12 protein-coding genes are annotated in these 14,266 nt (G+C 71.4%); 7 read left to right on the forward strand and 5 right to left on the reverse strand.

All coding sequences use genetic code 11. The features are described 5' to 3' along the window. Positions 1–54: 54 nt before the first annotated feature. The 5 genes from AC3CCI_RS12870 to smc all read left to right on the forward strand — a co-directional run bounded on the left by AC3CCI_RS12870 (position 55) and on the right by smc (position 6,464). Complete coding sequence (locus tag AC3CCI_RS12870; RefSeq protein ID WP_488628691.1) at positions 55–576, forward strand: YceD family protein; 522 nt, start codon at positions 55–57, stop codon at positions 574–576. A gap of 71 nt (positions 577–647) precedes the next feature. After that, a complete protein-coding gene (rpmF, locus tag AC3CCI_RS12875; RefSeq protein ID WP_043593937.1) occupies positions 648–851 on the forward strand; it encodes a 50S ribosomal protein L32 in 204 nt (67 codons plus the stop codon). A 37-nt stretch (positions 852–888) separates the two neighbouring features. Continuing rightward, entirely contained in the window at positions 889–1,641 is a 753-nt protein-coding gene (gene rnc / locus AC3CCI_RS12880; protein ID WP_354593002.1) for a ribonuclease III, read from the forward strand. Positions 1,642–1,643: 2 nt separating this feature from the next. Continuing rightward, on the forward strand, positions 1,644–2,675 hold the full coding sequence (locus tag AC3CCI_RS12885; protein ID WP_488627422.1) for a DNA-formamidopyrimidine glycosylase family protein: 1,032 nt from the start codon (positions 1,644–1,646) through the stop codon (positions 2,673–2,675). Positions 2,676–2,780: 105 nt separating this feature from the next. Continuing rightward, complete coding sequence (gene smc, locus AC3CCI_RS12890) at positions 2,781–6,464, forward strand: chromosome segregation protein SMC (protein WP_488627423.1); 3,684 nt, start codon at positions 2,781–2,783, stop codon at positions 6,462–6,464. A gap of 133 nt (positions 6,465–6,597) precedes the next feature. Here smc and AC3CCI_RS12895 read toward each other — a convergent pair whose 3' ends face one another. Beyond that, positions 6,598–7,179 carry a histidine phosphatase family protein gene (locus AC3CCI_RS12895; protein WP_354592999.1) on the reverse strand — a complete coding sequence of 194 codons (582 nt, stop codon included), beginning with the start codon at positions 7,177–7,179 and terminating at the stop codon, positions 6,598–6,600. A 99-nt stretch (positions 7,180–7,278) separates the two neighbouring features. After that, positions 7,279–8,295: a TerC family protein gene (locus AC3CCI_RS12900; RefSeq protein ID WP_354592998.1), complete on the reverse strand. Its 1,017-nt coding sequence runs from the start codon at positions 8,293–8,295 to the stop codon at positions 7,279–7,281. Positions 8,296–8,504: 209 nt separating this feature from the next. On the opposite strand from AC3CCI_RS12900, the gene ftsY reads away from it, so the two are divergent. Then, on the forward strand, positions 8,505–9,374 hold the full coding sequence (ftsY, locus tag AC3CCI_RS12905) for a signal recognition particle-docking protein FtsY (protein ID WP_056047659.1): 870 nt from the start codon (positions 8,505–8,507) through the stop codon (positions 9,372–9,374). A gap of 14 nt (positions 9,375–9,388) precedes the next feature. On the opposite strand, the gene lipA is transcribed toward ftsY, so the two are convergent. Continuing rightward, positions 9,389–10,375: a lipoyl synthase gene (gene lipA, locus AC3CCI_RS12910; RefSeq protein WP_488627424.1), complete on the reverse strand. Its 987-nt coding sequence runs from the start codon at positions 10,373–10,375 to the stop codon at positions 9,389–9,391. Then, positions 10,372–11,055: a lipoyl(octanoyl) transferase LipB gene (gene lipB / locus AC3CCI_RS12915; protein WP_354592995.1), complete on the reverse strand. Its 684-nt coding sequence runs from the start codon at positions 11,053–11,055 to the stop codon at positions 10,372–10,374. Before lipB ends, lipA begins: the two co-directional genes overlap by 4 nt. A gap of 104 nt (positions 11,056–11,159) precedes the next feature. Between lipB and ffh the strand changes: the two genes are divergently transcribed. Then, positions 11,160–12,731, forward strand: coding sequence for a signal recognition particle protein (ffh, locus tag AC3CCI_RS12920; RefSeq protein WP_354592994.1), 1,572 nt, complete (start codon positions 11,160–11,162; stop codon positions 12,729–12,731). 105 nt (positions 12,732–12,836) lie between these two features. On the opposite strand, the gene AC3CCI_RS12925 is transcribed toward ffh, so the two are convergent. Further along, complete coding sequence (locus AC3CCI_RS12925) at positions 12,837–13,982, reverse strand: glutamate--cysteine ligase (protein WP_488627425.1); 1,146 nt, start codon at positions 13,980–13,982, stop codon at positions 12,837–12,839. Between the last annotated feature and the right edge of the window lie 284 nt (positions 13,983–14,266).

Here is a 14,266-nt window from a genome sequence, read left to right on the forward strand (position 1 = left end):
ACCAAGACCCCTTACACCGTGCCGGTGTTCGACCTCGTGCACCGTCCGGGCGAGATGCGCGAGCACCAGCTCGAGGTCGTCGTGCCCGAGAAGCTCGGCGAGGGCCAGATCGCGGTGCCGAAGGGTGCCGAGCTCGAGCTCGACGTCAAGCTCGAGGGGCTGCACGACGGCATCCTGGTGTCCGCCCACGTGTCGGGCACGGCCGTCGGCGAGTGCAGCCGCTGCCTGCGCGACATCGCCGAGCCGGTCGAAGTCGATTTCGCCGAGCTTTTCGCGTACGATGTCGACGAAGCTTTTGACTATCAGGTTCAAGACGATCACGTGGATCTTGAACCAGTGGTCAGAGACGCAGTGGTTCTGTCACTGCCCTTCCAGCCGGTCTGTCGGCCGGATTGTCCGGGCCTCGACCCCGAAACGGGCGAGCGCGTGGACGACATCCCCGACTACCAGCCCCGCGAGATCGTCGACCCCCGCTGGTCGGCCCTGGCAGGGTTCCAGGCTGAATCGGCACCCGCCGACGGCACGTCACAGAGCGCAGGTCGAGACGACCCGCACTCGCCCGACGCGCAGCACTGAACACCACCGCGTCACCCACCACCGTCAGACCCAGGCACCCGTGAGGGCGCCGACAGAGAGAAGAGAAACCCATGGCCGTCCCGAAGCGCAAACAGTCACGCTCGAACACGCACGCTCGTCGTTCGCAGTGGAAGGCCACGCCGGTCCAGCTCGTCAAGACGATCGAGAACGGCAAGGTCACCTACAGCCTCCCGCACCGTGCCAAGGTCGTCGAAGACAGCGCCGGCACCGCCCTGTACATGGAGTACAAGGGCCGCAAGGTCGCCGACGTCTGATCACCGACGTGAACCCGTCCACCCCCGCGGTGAGCGCATGAGTCAGCCCGAGTCGAGCCCTGGTGCCGACCGGGCTGTTCTCTTGTCCCGACTGCAGATCGAGCTGAGCGACGACCTCATCGACCAGGCTCTCACCCACCGGTCGTACTCGTACGAGCACGGCGGCGTGGGCAACAACGAGCGCCTCGAGTTCCTCGGCGACTCGATCCTCGGGCAGGCCGTCACGGTCATGCTGTTCACCGAGAACCCCGACCTCGACGAGGGTGACCTCGCCAAGCGTCGGGCGAGCCTGGTGAGCACCGTGGCCCTGGCCGAGGTGGCCCGCATCGTGGGGCTCGGCCCGCACCTCCGGCTCGGCCGCGGCGAAGAGCTGACGGGCGGACGCGACAAGCACTCGATCCTCGCCGACACCGTCGAGGCGATCATCGGTGCGACGTACCTCGAGGCCGGGGGCGAGGCCGCGACCGCGTTGGTGCTGCGGCTCGTCGCGCCGCTGCTCGTCGACCCCGACCGCTTCGGCGCCGCGATGGACCCCAAGACCAGCCTGCAAGAGCTCGCCGCCGCCCTCGGGCGCGGCATGCCGTCGTACTCGGTGACCGACAGCGGGCCCGACCACGACAAGCGGTTCCACGCCGTCGTCGCCCTGGGTGACGAGCAGGGCGTCGCCGAGGGGTCGGGCAGCAGCAAGAAGCAGGCCGAGATGGCCGCGGCCCTCGAGGCCTGGACGACGCTGAACGCCTCGGCCGCCGGGGTGGCCGCCGCCCGCCGGGCCGCCGCGACCTCCGACTGACCGTGCCCGAACTCCCCGAGGTCGAGGTCGTCCGTGCCGGGCTCCACCCGGTCGTGGCCGGCGCCGTGGTGTCAGCCGTCGACGTGCTCGACCAGCGGTCGCTCAAACGGCATCGGGGCCCGAGCGACGACTTCGTCGACCGGCTCGTCGGCGGCACGATCGACTCCGCCGTCCGACGGGGCAAGTTCCTCTGGTTCCCGTTCGAGCCGGCCGAGCCGCACGAGCATCCTCTGGCGCTCGTGGCGCACCTCGGCATGAGCGGGCAGGTGCTGCTCCGCAGTCGCGACGCCGACCCCGACCGCCTGATGCGCATCCGCCTCGACGTCGAGAGCCCGTCCCACGGGGCCGTGCGCCTCGCCTTCGTCGACCAGCGCATCTTCGGCTCGATGGCCCTCGACGAGACGGTGCCCACCCTCGACGGGCGGGCTGCGGGGTTCGCCGGCGCGCGCCTCCTGGGCTCCGAGGCCGACGCCGAGGCCGTGTCGGTGTCCGACGGTCGGGCCCCAGGGCGCGCGACGCCCGCACCCGACGTCGCCGGGACCGACGACGACCCGGCCGCCTGGGTGCGCCGCGTCCCGCAGCAGGTGTCGCACATCGCACGCGACCCCCTCGACCCGGTCTTCGACGAGCCCCGGGTGCTCACGCGGCTGCTGGCCCGTCGCACCGGCGTCAAGCGGGCACTGCTCGACCAGGGCCTGCTCAGCGGCGTGGGCAACATCTACGCCGACGAGAGCCTCTGGGCCGCACGCGTCCACCCCGAGCAGCCGACCGAGACGTTCTCGACGGCCCGGGCGCGGGTGTTGCTGGCCGAGATCCGGGTCGTGCTGCTCAAGGCGCTCGGCGAAGGGGGCACGAGCTTCGACGCCCAGTACGTCAACGTGAACGGCCAGTCGGGCTACTTCAGCCACAGCCTCGCCGCCTACGGGCAGCAGGGGCGCCCGTGCCCGCGATGCGGCACCCCGATCGTGCGCGAGGCCTTCATGAACCGGTCCAGCCACTTCTGCCCCCGCTGTCAGAGGGTCCGCACGAGCTGACCCGCGGTGCCGTCGGTGCCGCCCGCCTCCCCGGTCGACGGGCCACCCGCCCGTATCCTTGAGCGCGGGTCACCACCCGTCACGAGTCCCGAGGAGGCGCGGCGCATGCACCTGAAGAGCCTCACGCTCAAGGGCTTCAAGTCGTTCGCCTCGGCGACCACGTTCGCCTTCGAGCCGGGCGTCACCTGCGTGGTGGGCCCCAACGGCTCGGGCAAGAGCAACGTGGTCGACGCCCTGGCGTGGGTGATGGGCGAGCAGGGGGCGAAGAACCTGCGCGGCGGCAAGATGGAGGACGTCATCTTCGCCGGCACCTCGACGCGCGGCCCGCTCGGCCGCGCGCAGGTCGTCCTCACGATCGACAACTCCGACGGGGCCCTGCCGATCGACTACGCCGAGGTGACGATCAGCCGCACGCTCTTCCGCAACGGGGGCAGCGAGTACGCCATCAACGGCGAGGGCTGTCGTCTGCTCGACGTGCAAGAGCTGCTCAGCGACTCCGGTCTCGGCCGCGAGATGCACGTGATCGTGGGCCAGGGGCAGCTCGACGCGGTGCTGCACGCCACCCCGGAGGACCGCCGGGGTTTCGTCGAAGAGGCCGCGGGCATCCTCAAGCACCGGCGTCGCAAGGAGAAGACCCTCCGCAAGCTCGACGCGATGCAGACCAACCTCACGCGCCTGAGCGACCTCGCGGGCGAGATCCGTCGCCAGCTCAAGCCCCTCGGTCGTCAGGCCGAGATCGCCCGCGAGGCGCAGACCATCGCCGCGGTCGTCCGCGACGCCCGGGCCCGCCTGCTGGCCGACGAGGTCGTCGCCCTGCGTGCCTCGCTGACCGCTCGGACGAGCACCGAGTCCGAGCGCAAGAGCGAACGCGACGTCCTGCACGAACGGCTCGACCAGGCCAAGCAGCGCGAGCAGCGACTCGAGCAGGCCATGGTCGGCGACGCCGTCGACGAGGCCCGCCGGGTGGCCTTCGGGCTCGAGTCGGTGCACGAACGCCTCCGCAGCCTGTCGAGCCTGGCGCAGCAGCGACTGCAGCTGCTCGCCCAGCAGGCGGAGCAGCCCGCGGTGGCGACGACCGTGAGCTCGGGCATGGTCGCCGACGCGCGCGACGAGGCCGAGCGTCTGCGCGGGGACGTCTCGCAGGCCGAGTCCGCGGTCGGTGCGGCGGGCGCCGAGCTGGCGACGGCCCGTGCCTCGCTCGACGCCCTCGACGTCGAGATCCAGGCGCAGGCCGTCCTCGTCTCGCAGCACGACCTCGACGCGACGAGGCTGCGGGGGGCGCTCGACACCGCGCGCTCGGGGCTCGCGGCCGTGCGTGGTGAGCAGCTGCGGCAGCGTGCCGCGCTCGAGGCCGCCGAGGCGCGTCGCGACGCCGGACGCGTCGAGTACGCCGAGCTCGAGCGGCGGTCGCCGCGCGTCGAGGGCGACGGGGTCGACCACGCGGCCGTCCAGGCCGAGGCAGAGGCCGAGGTGACGGCCCTCTCGGCCAGCGTCGACGAGCGGCGCGACCGGTTGCACGTCGCCGAGCGCGAGCGCGACGCCCTCGCGGCCCGACGCAGCGCGCTGTCGCTGGCCCTCGACCAGGACGACGCCACGGCCGCGCTCGCGTCCGCGGGCCGTCCGGGCATCCGTGGCCTGGTCGCCGAGCACGTCCAGGTGCGGCCCGGCTACGAGGCCGCGATCGCCGCGGCGCTCGGCAGCATCGTCGACTCGGTGCTGGCCGACGACGTCGAGGCCGCGGCCGGCGCCGTCGCGCACGCCACCGAGGCCCGGCTCGGGCGGGTCGAGGTCGTCGTGGCCGAGCCCGAGCGCCCCCTGGCGACGCTCGACGTCGAGCTCCCGACCGGAGCCGTCGCCGCCACGACCGTCGTCACCGCGCCTCCCGGGGTGCTCGGCCTGTTGGCCGCCACCGTCGTGGCCGACGACCTCGCGGTCGCCCGCTCGGCCTGGCGCGCCCTCGCCGGCCACCCCGTGCCGGTCACCGTCATCACGCGCGTCGGCGAGGTGCTGACCGACTACGTGCTGCGGGGCGGGTCCGGTGCCGGACGATCGCGTCTCGAGCTCGTCGCCGAGCGCGACGCGGCCGCCGAGCGCCTGACCGGGGTCGCCACCGAGATCGAGCGGCTCGCCCCCGAACTCGCCGACGTCCGCGGTCGACTCGCCGCGACGCGTGCCCGCGCGAAGGAGGCGGCGGCCGCCGCCCGCGACGAGGAGGCGCGGGTCACCGCCCACGGGCAGCAGCTCGGTCGCCTCCGTGCCCGGGTCGAGGCGGCCGAGGCCGAGGTCGACCGTCTCTCGACCGCGCTCGACGCGTCGTCCGAGGCCGTCGACGCGGCGGTCCGAGGCGTCGACGCGGCTGAGGCGGCCCACGACGAGCACGCCGCCCGTCCTCGCCCGCTGCTCGACGCGTCGGCGCGGGACGGCCTGCTGGCCGAGGTCGAGGCCGCGCGGGCGGTCGAGACCGAGCGCCGCATCGCCCTCGAGACCGTGCGCGAACGGGTCCGGGCCGAGATCGCCCGTGCCGAGGCCCTCCAGCGTCAGCTCGACGACCAACGGGCGGCCGCCGAACGCCAGGCCCGGCAGGTGGTCGAACGGCAGCGGCAGATGGCCGCCACGTCGTCGGTGCTCGAGGCGCTGCCGCCCGTCCTCGACGCGGTGGCGCGGTCGGTGGCCGAGGCCCGGGCGGTGCTCGCCGAGGCCGAGGCCGCCCGGGCCGAGCAGAACGCCGAGCTGCAGGCGCTGCGTCGGGACGAGCGCGAGCTGCGCGACCGGCTCGGCACCGTGACCGAGAGCGTGCACGGCCTCGAGATGGAGATCTACGAGACGAGGTTGCACCTGTCTGGGCTGCTCGAGCGGGCAGGCTCCGAGCTCGGTCTCGACGAGGACGTCCTCGTGGCCGAGTACGGTCCGCACGTCCCCGTGCCGAGCGACGACGACGTCGTGGCCCGGCCGTCCGTCGACGACGAGGTCGACCTGGTCGACGTCGACGCGGCCGGCGACGCGGACGGGGCGGGGGAGCCCGCCGACCGTGCGGGCGAGGCGGGGGACGACCCCGACGACGCACGCGTCCCGGGGGCGGATGCCGCGCCTCCCCGGGGCGTGCCCTTCGACCGGACGGCTCAGCAGCGTCGCCTGGCCGTGGCCGAGAAGAAGCTCGCGCAGCTCGGCCGGGTCAACCCGCTCGCCCTGGAAGAGTTCGCGGCGCTCGAACAGCGACACCTCTTCCTCACCGAGCAGCTGACCGACCTGACGAGCACCCGGAGGGACCTCCTGACGATCATCGACGAGATCGACGACAAGATGCAGACCGTCTTCGCCAGTGCCTTCGCGGACACGCAGGCCGCCTTCGACCGGGTGTTCCCGATCCTCTTCCCGGGCGGCAGCGGCTCGTTGCACCTGACCGACCCCGACGACCTGCTCGCGACCGGCATCGAGGTGACCGTGAGGCCGGCCGGCAAGAAGATCGAACGGCTCTCGCTGCTCTCGGGCGGCGAGCGGTCGCTGGCCGCCGTCGCGTTGCTCATCGCGATCTTCAAGGCCCGGCCGAGCCCGTTCTACATCATGGACGAGGTCGAGGCGGCGCTCGACGACGCGAACCTCGGCCGCCTGCTGACGATCTTCCAGGACCTCCGCGAGTCCAGCCAGCTCATCGTCATCACGCACCAGAAACGCACGATGGAGATCGCCGACGCCCTCTACGGCGTCTCGATGCGGCAGGACGGCGTCAGCGCCGTCGTCGGCCAGCGCGTCGTCGCCGAGCGCGGCACCGCCGCCCCGGCCCCGGCCTGACCGGCCCTGCCTCGGCCCGACCGGCCCCGCCCGGCCCGCCGGCCGCCCGCCCGACCCGGTACGGACGAAGGAGGCGCGACCTGCGTGGCCGCGCCTCCTCCGTCGTCGCCGGGCCCCGTGGGGCACCGTGGGGTCAGTCGATCGGCGTGTCGACGACCCCGCCGTTGATGCTCAGCACGCGCCAGGAGCTGCCGTCCCATTCGACGGTGTTCGCGGCGGCGTTCTCGATGTGCGGAACCTCGCGGCCGAGGATCTCGGAGAGGGTGAAGCGGATGATCGTGCCGTGGCAGACGACGACGATGTGGGCGTCGTCCCCGTCGAGGGGCAGTCGGGTGTCGCGGATCATCTCGAGCGCGCCGATGCCGCGGGCGGCGACCGACTCGCGGGGCTCGATGTCGGGGTAGTCGGCGTTGGGCTCGTCGGGGATGGGTGACTCGGGGGTGCGACCCTCGTGCGAGGCGTAGTCGCGCTCGATCAGTTCGTCGTAGGCGTCACCCAGCTCGATGCCGAGCTCACCCGCGATGATCTCTGCGGTCTCGCGGGCCCGGCCGAGCGGTGACGAGACGATGGCGCTCCACTCGACGCCGGCCAGCAGGCGTGCCGCCTCGAGGGCCTGACCGCGCCCCGTGTCGTTGAGGGGGATGTCGGACGAGCCCTGCAGCTTGTCGGCGCGGTTCCAGTCGGTCTGGCCGTGGCGGATGAGTTCGAGGCGCATCGAGGTGTTCCGTTCAGTGGTGCGGTCGCGGGCGTGCCGCGGGGGAGTGGAGGGCGGGATGACGACGGGCGGCCCGGGGTGGGGCCGCCCGTGGGGTGGTCAGTGGTCGCGGTCGGTGGTCTCCGTGACGCCGGCCTTCGCCCGCGCGTCGCGGCGCGTCTTGGCGAGGCTGGCGACGGTCGCGACGGCGATCACCAGCACGATGAAGCCGAGCGAGAACCAGATCGGGATCTCGGGAATCCAGGTGATCGGCTCACCGCCGTTGATGAACGGCACCTCGTTGACGTGCAGGGCGTGGAACAGCAGCTTGACGCCGATGAAGGCGAGGATGACCGCGAGGCCCTGGGCCAGGTAGACGAGGCGCTCGAGCAGGCCCGAGATCAAGAAGTAGAGCTGGCGCAGGCCGAGTAGCGAGAACGCGTTGGCCGTGAACACGATGTACGCCTCTTGCGTGAGGCCGAAGATCGCCGGGATCGAGTCGAGGGCGAAGAGGACGTCGGTCAGGCCGATGGCGACCATGACGAGGAAGAGCGGGGTGAAGAGGCGCTTGCCGTCGACCTTCGTCGTCAGCTTCTGGCCGTCGTAGTCCGTCGAGGTCGGGATGACGCGGCGCAGGGCGCGGATGAGCTTGCTGTCGGCCTCGTCCTTCTCGTCGTCGCCGTGGCCGCCCTTGACCTGGCTGTAGGCGAGCCAGAACAGCAGGATGCCGAACAGGTAGAAGACCCACGAGAAGTTCTCGATGATGACGACGCCCGCGGCGATGAAGAGACCACGCGACAGCAGGGCGATGGCGATGCCGACCAGCAGCACCTTCTGCTGGTAGATGCGGGGCACCGCGAAGCTGGTCATGATGATCAGGAAGACGAACAGGTTGTCGACCGAGAGGGCCTTCTCGGTGATGTAGCCGGCGAAGTACTCACCGCCGAAGGTCCAGTTCGAGAAGACGCCGACGCCGACGCCGAACAGGATGGCGATGCCGATGTAGACGCACGACCAGATCGCCGACTCGCGGATCGTCGGCTCGTGGGGCGTGCGCACGTGGCTGAAGAAGTCGAAGAACAGCAGGCCGATGATGCCGGCGATGGTGATCGCCCAGGTCAGGAAATGGACGTCCATGTGTGTACCTCCAGTACGCAACGGGTACCGAAGGTCTCCTCCACTCGCGTCGCGTCCTGATCAGGACGGCTGCGAACCGGTGCACCGGGTCGAGATCGGTCTCTTCCGTATTGACGACGCCACCGCGCGGGAGTACTCCCCTTCAACCCGGCGAGCTTACAGCCTCTGCACGTCCGCGGTCTCGCGCGGGGCCGAATAAGCTGGCGCGCATGGCTTCCCCCTGGTCCCTCTCCGGTGCCCTCCGTGGCATGTTCGCCAAGAAGACGATCGACGAGACGACGTGGGACGACCTCGAGGCGGCCCTGATCGGCGCCGACTTCGGCCCCGACGTCACCGAGCAGATCATCGACGACCTGCAGGCGAAGGTGCAGCGCTACTCGACCACCGACCCGGCCGACCTCAAGCGCATGCTGCGCGAGACCCTCGAAGAGCGCCTGTCGAAGCTCGACTCGACCCTCAAGCTCAGCGCCCGTCCCGCCGTGGTCCTGATGGTCGGCGTCAACGGCGTCGGCAAGACGACGACGATCGGCAAGTTCGCGAAGTTCCTGCGCAACTACGACCGCTCGGTGGTCGTGGGGGCGGCCGACACCTTCCGCGCGGCGGCCGTCGAGCAGGTCGCGACCTGGGCCGACCGTGCCGGGGCGCGCATCGTCCGCCCGCAGCAGCAGGGGCAGGACCCCGCGTCGGTGGCGTTCCAGACGGTCGAGCTCGCCATGCGCGAGGGCATCGAGATCGTCCTGATCGACACGGCCGGGCGCCTGCAGACCAAGTCGGGCCTGATGGACGAGCTCGGCAAGATCAAGCGCGTCGTCGAGAAGCAGACCGAGATCGCCGAGGTGCTGCTCGTGCTCGACGCGACCACCGGCCAGAACGGCCTGGCCCAGGCCCAGGCCTTCATCGAGCACGCGGGGGTCACCGGACTCGTCCTCACGAAGCTCGACGGATCGGCCCGTGGCGGGTTCGTCCTCGCCGTGCAAGAGCAGACCGGCATCCCGATCAAGCTCGTCGGGCAAGGCGAGGGCATCGGCGACCTCACCGGTTTCACGCCGCACGTGTTCGTGCAGAACCTGATCGCGTAGCGACCGGGGTCGTGTCACACGGCCTGGCGCCCGGCTCCCGCCTCGAGCAGGTGTCGCAGCGCCTCGGGCACGACGCCGCCGCGAGCCTCGGTCGCCCGTGCCCACAGCCGGCCCGCCCGGTACGACGACCGGACGAGCGGCCCGGCGAGCACGCCGCTGAAGCCCATGTCCTCGGCGATCTCGCGGAAGTCGACGAACTCGTCGGGGTGCACCCACCGTGCGACCGGCAGGTGCCGGGGGCTGGGGCGTAGGTACTGGGTCAGCGTGACGACGTCGGTGTGCGCCTCCCGGAGGCGTTCGAGGGCGTCGATCACCTCGTCGCGCTCCTCGCCCATGCCGAGGATGAGGTTCGACTTCGTCACGAGGCCGGCGTCGTGCCCCTGCGTGATGACGTCGAGCGACCGCTCGAAGGTGAACGCGGGGCGGATGCGCTTGAAGATGCGCGGCACGGTCTCGACGTTGTGGGCGAACACCTCGGGGCGGGCGGCGAACACCTGCCCCAGTCTCTCGGAGACGCCGTTGAAGTCGGGCACGAGGATCTCGACGCCGGTGCCCGGGTTGAGCTCGTGGATGCGGCGGATGGTCTCGGCGTACAGCCACGCGCCTCCGTCGTCGAGGTCGTCGCGTGCGACGCCCGTGACGGTCGCGTAGCGAAGCCCCATCTCACGCACCGATTCGGCGACCGAGAGCGGCTCGCGACGGTCGACCGGGCTCGGCCGGCCGGTGTCGATCTGGCAGAAGTCGCACCGGCGGGTGCACTGCGAGCCGCCGATCAAGAAGGTGGCCTCGCGGTCCTCCCAGCACTCGAAGATGTTCGGGCAGCCGGCCTCCTGGCACACGGTGTGCAGCTTCTTGCCGACGACGAGGTCGGTCAGGGCGCGGTACTCGGGGCCCTGCCGTGCGGTCGTCTTGATCCAGGTCGGCTTCTTCTCGATCGGGGTCTCGGCGTTGCGGGCCTCGACGCGCAGCAGGCGTCGGCCCTCGGGTGCGGTCGTCGTCATCGGTGGGCTCCCACGGGGTCGGGTCGGGCCGGCGTGCGACCGGCGGTCTCGATGCTGGTCAGGTAGGCGGTCAGGGCGGTCTCGAGGGCGTCCGCGACGTCGGTGACGGCCACGTGCCTCCCGGAGGCGCGGCTGAGGCTCGTCACGCCGGCGTCGGTGATGCCGCAGGGCACGATCTGGTCGAAGGCCGCGAGGTCGGCGTCGCAGGTGAGGGCGACGCCGTGCATCGTGACCCCCTCGGCGACCCGCACGCCGACCGCGCCGACCTTCTCGTCCGCGAGCGGGCCCCGCACCCAGGCGCCGCTGCGCCCGGCGACGCGGACCGCCGGCACGCCCACGCCCGCGCACACGTCGATCAGGCAGGACTCGAGCGCCCGGACGTGCGCGACGACGTCGAGCGGCTCGGGCAGGCGCACGATCGGGTACGCCACCAACTGGCCGGGGCCGTGCCAGGTGATGCGTCCGCCGCGGTCGACCGGGACGACGGGGGAGCCGTCGCGGGGCAGGTCCTCCGGTCGCGTGCGCGTGCCGGCCGTGTAGACCGACGGGTGCTGACAGAGGACGAGGGCCGAGTCGAGTCGACCGGCCACGACCTCGGCGTGGAGCTCGCGTTGCAGGCGCCAGCCTTCGCCGTACTCGAGCGGTGGGCCCGTGACGCCCAGGCGTCGGGTCGTGGTCATGCCCCGAGGGTAACCTCATTGATGCACTCGGTACAACAAAGCCACGGCGAGGAGGCGCGGCTCGGCAGCGCAGGAGGCCGGGGGTCGGTTAAGATGGGCGCACCATGGCCACTTTTGGAACCCTCTCCGACCGCCTCGCGGAAACGTTCAAGAACCTCCGCAACAAGGGCAAGCTGAGCCCCGCCGACGTCGACGGCACCGTGCGCGAGATCCGTCGCGCCCTGCTCGACGCGGACGTCGCGTTCGACGTCGTCAAGGCGTTCACGAACACGGTGCGCGACCGCGCCCTGGGCGACGAGGTCAGCAAGGCGCTCAACCCGGCGCAGCAGGTCGTCCAGATCGTCAACGAAGAACTGGTGCAGATCCTCGGCGGTCGGCAGCGTCGGCTCGAGTTCGCCAAGAACCCCCCGACCGTCATCATGCTCGCCGGCCTCCAGGGTGCCGGCAAGACGACCCTCGCGGGCAAGCTGGCCAAGTGGCTCGCGAAGGACGGCCACACGCCGATGCTGGTCGCGGCCGACCTCCAGCGGCCCAACGCCGTCACGCAGCTGCAGGTCGTCGGCGAGCAGGCCGGGGCGCACGTCTTCGCGCCTGAGCCGGGCAACGGCGTCGGCGACCCGGTCAAGGTCGCCAAGCAGGCGATCAAGTACGCCCGTGACAAGCAGTACGACACGGTCATCGTCGACACGGCCGGTCGTCTCGGCGTCGACGCCGAGCTCATGAAGCAGGCGGCGAACATCCGCAAGGCGGTCGACCCCGACGAGGTGCTCTTCGTCATCGACGCCATGATCGGTCAGGACGCCGTCGCGACCGCGAAGGCGTTCCAGGACGGCGTGGACTTCACCGGCGTCGTCCTGTCGAAGCTCGACGGCGACGCCCGCGGTGGTGCGGCGCTCAGCGTCGCGTCGGTCACCGGCCGCCCCATCATGTTCGCCTCGACGGGCGAGTCGCTCGACGACTTCGAGCCGTTCCACCCCGACCGCATGGCGAGTCGCATCCTCGACCTCGGTGACATCCTCTCCCTCATCGAGCAGGCCCAGCAGGCCTTCGACGAAGAAGAGGCGATGGCGGTCGCGCAGAAGATCGCGACCGACTCGTTCACCCTCGACGACTTCCTCACGCAGATGCAGCAGCTGCGCAAGATGGGCTCGATCAAGGGCATGCTCGGCATGCTGCCGGGCGCCAAGGGCATGCGCGAGCAGCTCGACAACTTCGACGAACGCGAGATCGTCCGCACCGAGGCGATCATCCAGTCGATGACCAGGCAGGAGCGGGCGATGCCCAAGCTGCTCAACGGTTCACGTCGCCTGCGCATCGCCCGCGGTTCGGGCATGACCGTCACCGACGTGAACCAGCTCGTCCAGCGCTTCGAGCAGGCGTCGAAGATGATGAAGACCGTCGCCAAGGGTGGCGTGCCCCAGGTGCCCGGCATGGGCCCGATCCCCGGCGCCTCCTACGCAGGCAAGAAGGCACAGCCCAAGAAGAAGGGCTCGAAGGCCGGCAACCCGGCCAAGCGCGCGGCACAGAACGCGGCCCTCGCCACGGGAGCCAAGCCGACGTCGTCGGCCCCGGGCGGTTCCGGGTTCGGCCTGGGCGGCGGCGCGGGTGCCGCCGGCGGTGGGGCGCCCTCGCCCGAAGACCTCGCGTCGCTGCAGAAGATGCTCGGACGCGGCTGAGCCGACCCGCGCCTCCTGACGTCGACGACGCCCGCCCCGCACGATGCGGGGCGGGCGTCGTCGTGTGCCGCCCCGCCCGGACGCCCCGTGGCGGGGCGGCCCGGTTCACTCGGCGGCCGACAGCCCCTCGTCGAACTCGCGGACCAACGACGCGACCACCGGGCGCAGCTCGCCCCCGTGTGTCGCGGCCACGGCGAGTTGACGCTGGTAGCTCGCGCCACGGTCGGTGATGGTGGCGAGCGAGTGCAGCTCGTCGAGGCAGCCGAGGCGCTCCGCGGCCGGCTCGAGCGTCGTGACGAGCTCGCGCAGGTCGTCCGTCACGAGCCGCTCGTCGCCCGCCGCGTTCTGGATGACGATGGCGTCCATGCCGTACCGTGCGGCCCGCCACTTGTTCTCGCGGACGAACCACGGCTGCATGCTCGGCAGCGTCTCGCCGCGGTCGAGCCGCTCGGACATGTCGTCGACCAGGCACTGGACGAGGGCCGTCACGGACGCGAGCTCCTCGGTGGTGGCGATGCCGTCGAAGACGCGCGTCTCGAGGGTCCCCCATTTCGGTGACGGACGGAGGTCCCAGCGCAGCTCGCTGTGGTCGTCGATGACGCCGGTGTGGGTGAGGTCGGCGACCAGGGCCTCGTACTCGGCCCACGTGTCGAACTGCGGAGGCAGGCCCGCCGTCGGCAACTGCTGGAACATGAGGGCCCGGTTCGAGGCGTACCCGGTCTCCTCGCCCACCCAGAACGGGCTCGACGCCGTCAGCGCCTGGAAGTGCGGCAGGTAGGTCAGCATGCCGTTCAGCACGGGCAGCACCTTCGCGCGGTCGTCGATCCCGACGTGGACGTGCACGCCCCAGATCATCATCTGCCGCCCCCACCAGCGTGTGCGGTCGATCAACGTCGCGTAGCGCTCCTTGCCCGGCGTGACCTCCTGGTCGGCGTAGCGGCTGTAGGGGTGCGTCCCGGCGCAGATCAGGTCGGCGCCGAGCACCGAGGCCGGGCCGCGCACCTGGTCGATGGTGCCCCTCAGGTCGTCGACGGCGTCGGACACGCGGTGGTGCACGCCCGTGACGACCTCGACGGTGTTGGTGAGCAGTTCTGTGGTCAACCGCTCGGGTCCGCCCTCGTTGAGGTGGGCCAGGTCGGCGAGGATCGCCGGGGCATGAGGTGCGAGCTCGCCCGTCTCGTGGTCGACGAGGGCGAGCTCCCACTCGACGCCGAGGGTCGACCGCTCTGAGGTCGTGAAATCGATGCGCATCCGCGTGGCCTTCCCGTGGGCGTCAGGGCTGGTCCATCCTGCCAGCCGGGTGCCGGCCCGGGCCGTCCGCGCCGCCGGTCGGCGACCCGGGCGGCACGAGGTGACCGTCGGCAGGTGCGCTGTCGGACACGAGGGCACGCAATTCGTTCAGATGGCCGATCGTCTGCAACAATGGGAGGTCGAGTCTTCTGTCGTCCGACCCTCTAATCAGACGACGTTCGACTCCCATCAGAGCTTTCGAGCCGAGTGTGCCCCCACGCTCACGGCTGGCAACTCGCCCACAT

The organism is Frigoribacterium sp. CF331 (assembly GCF_057787905.1).

What these genes read in the sequence shown, in the direction of transcription:
- lipA (WP_488627424.1), bottom strand. Translation starts at nt 10,375, where the DNA reads ATGACGACGACCGCACCCGAGGGCCGACGCCTGCTGCGCGTCGAGGCC.
- AC3CCI_RS12895 (WP_354592999.1), bottom strand. Translation starts at nt 7,179, where the DNA reads ATGCGCCTCGAACTCATCCGCCACGGCCAGACCGACTGGAACCGCGCC.
- smc (WP_488627423.1), top strand. Translation starts at nt 2,781, where the DNA reads ATGCACCTGAAGAGCCTCACGCTCAAGGGCTTCAAGTCGTTCGCCTCG.
- ffh (WP_354592994.1), top strand. Translation starts at nt 11,160, where the DNA reads ATGGCCACTTTTGGAACCCTCTCCGACCGCCTCGCGGAAACGTTCAAG.
- lipB (WP_354592995.1), bottom strand. Translation starts at nt 11,055, where the DNA reads ATGACCACGACCCGACGCCTGGGCGTCACGGGCCCACCGCTCGAGTAC.
- rpmF (WP_043593937.1), top strand. Translation starts at nt 648, where the DNA reads ATGGCCGTCCCGAAGCGCAAACAGTCACGCTCGAACACGCACGCTCGT.
- AC3CCI_RS12870 (WP_488628691.1), top strand. Translation starts at nt 55, where the DNA reads ATGCGCGAGCACCAGCTCGAGGTCGTCGTGCCCGAGAAGCTCGGCGAG.
- ftsY (WP_056047659.1), top strand. Translation starts at nt 8,505, where the DNA reads ATGGCTTCCCCCTGGTCCCTCTCCGGTGCCCTCCGTGGCATGTTCGCC.
- AC3CCI_RS12925 (WP_488627425.1), bottom strand. Translation starts at nt 13,982, where the DNA reads ATGCGCATCGATTTCACGACCTCAGAGCGGTCGACCCTCGGCGTCGAG.
- rnc (WP_354593002.1), top strand. Translation starts at nt 889, where the DNA reads ATGAGTCAGCCCGAGTCGAGCCCTGGTGCCGACCGGGCTGTTCTCTTG.
- AC3CCI_RS12900 (WP_354592998.1), bottom strand. Translation starts at nt 8,295, where the DNA reads ATGGACGTCCATTTCCTGACCTGGGCGATCACCATCGCCGGCATCATC.